The organism is Micromonospora sp. DSM 43699, assembly GCF_055517075.1.
Genome location: NZ_JBTMMT010000212.1, coordinates 1 through 450, shown reverse-complemented (window position 1 = coordinate 450; position 450 = coordinate 1). Strand labels below are relative to the sequence as shown.

The 450-nt window shown below is 72.0% G+C and carries 1 pseudogene; it reads left to right on the top strand.

The features are described 5' to 3' along the window. A pseudogene (locus AC0AIB_RS31295) lies at positions 1–450 on the top strand (error-prone DNA polymerase); the annotation flags it as partial.

Here is a 450-nt window from a genome sequence, read left to right as displayed (position 1 = left end):
GCCGACCAGGGGATCTGGTGCCAGGGCCGGGGCTCCGCCGCCAGCAGCGTGATCTGTTACGTCCTCGGCATCACCGCCGTCGACCCGCTCCGGCACGGTCTGCTCTTCGAACGGTTCCTGTCCCTGGAGAAGGCGGGCCCGCCGGACATCGACCTCGACCTGGAGTCCGGGCGCCGCGAGGAGGTCATCCAGTACGTCTACACCCGCTACGGCCGCCGGCACGCAGCCCAGGTCGCCAACATGATCACCTATCAGCCGAGGCTCGCGGTCCGCGACGCCGCCCGCGTCCTCGGCTACCCGGAGGCGCAGACCCGGGAGATGACCCGGCACATCCACCACACCCCGCCCGGCCCCGACGCCGCCCTCCCCGACGACGTACGCGACCTCGCCGCCCAGCTCCACACCCTTCCGAGACACCTCGGGGTGCACTCGGGCGGCATGGTCCTCACC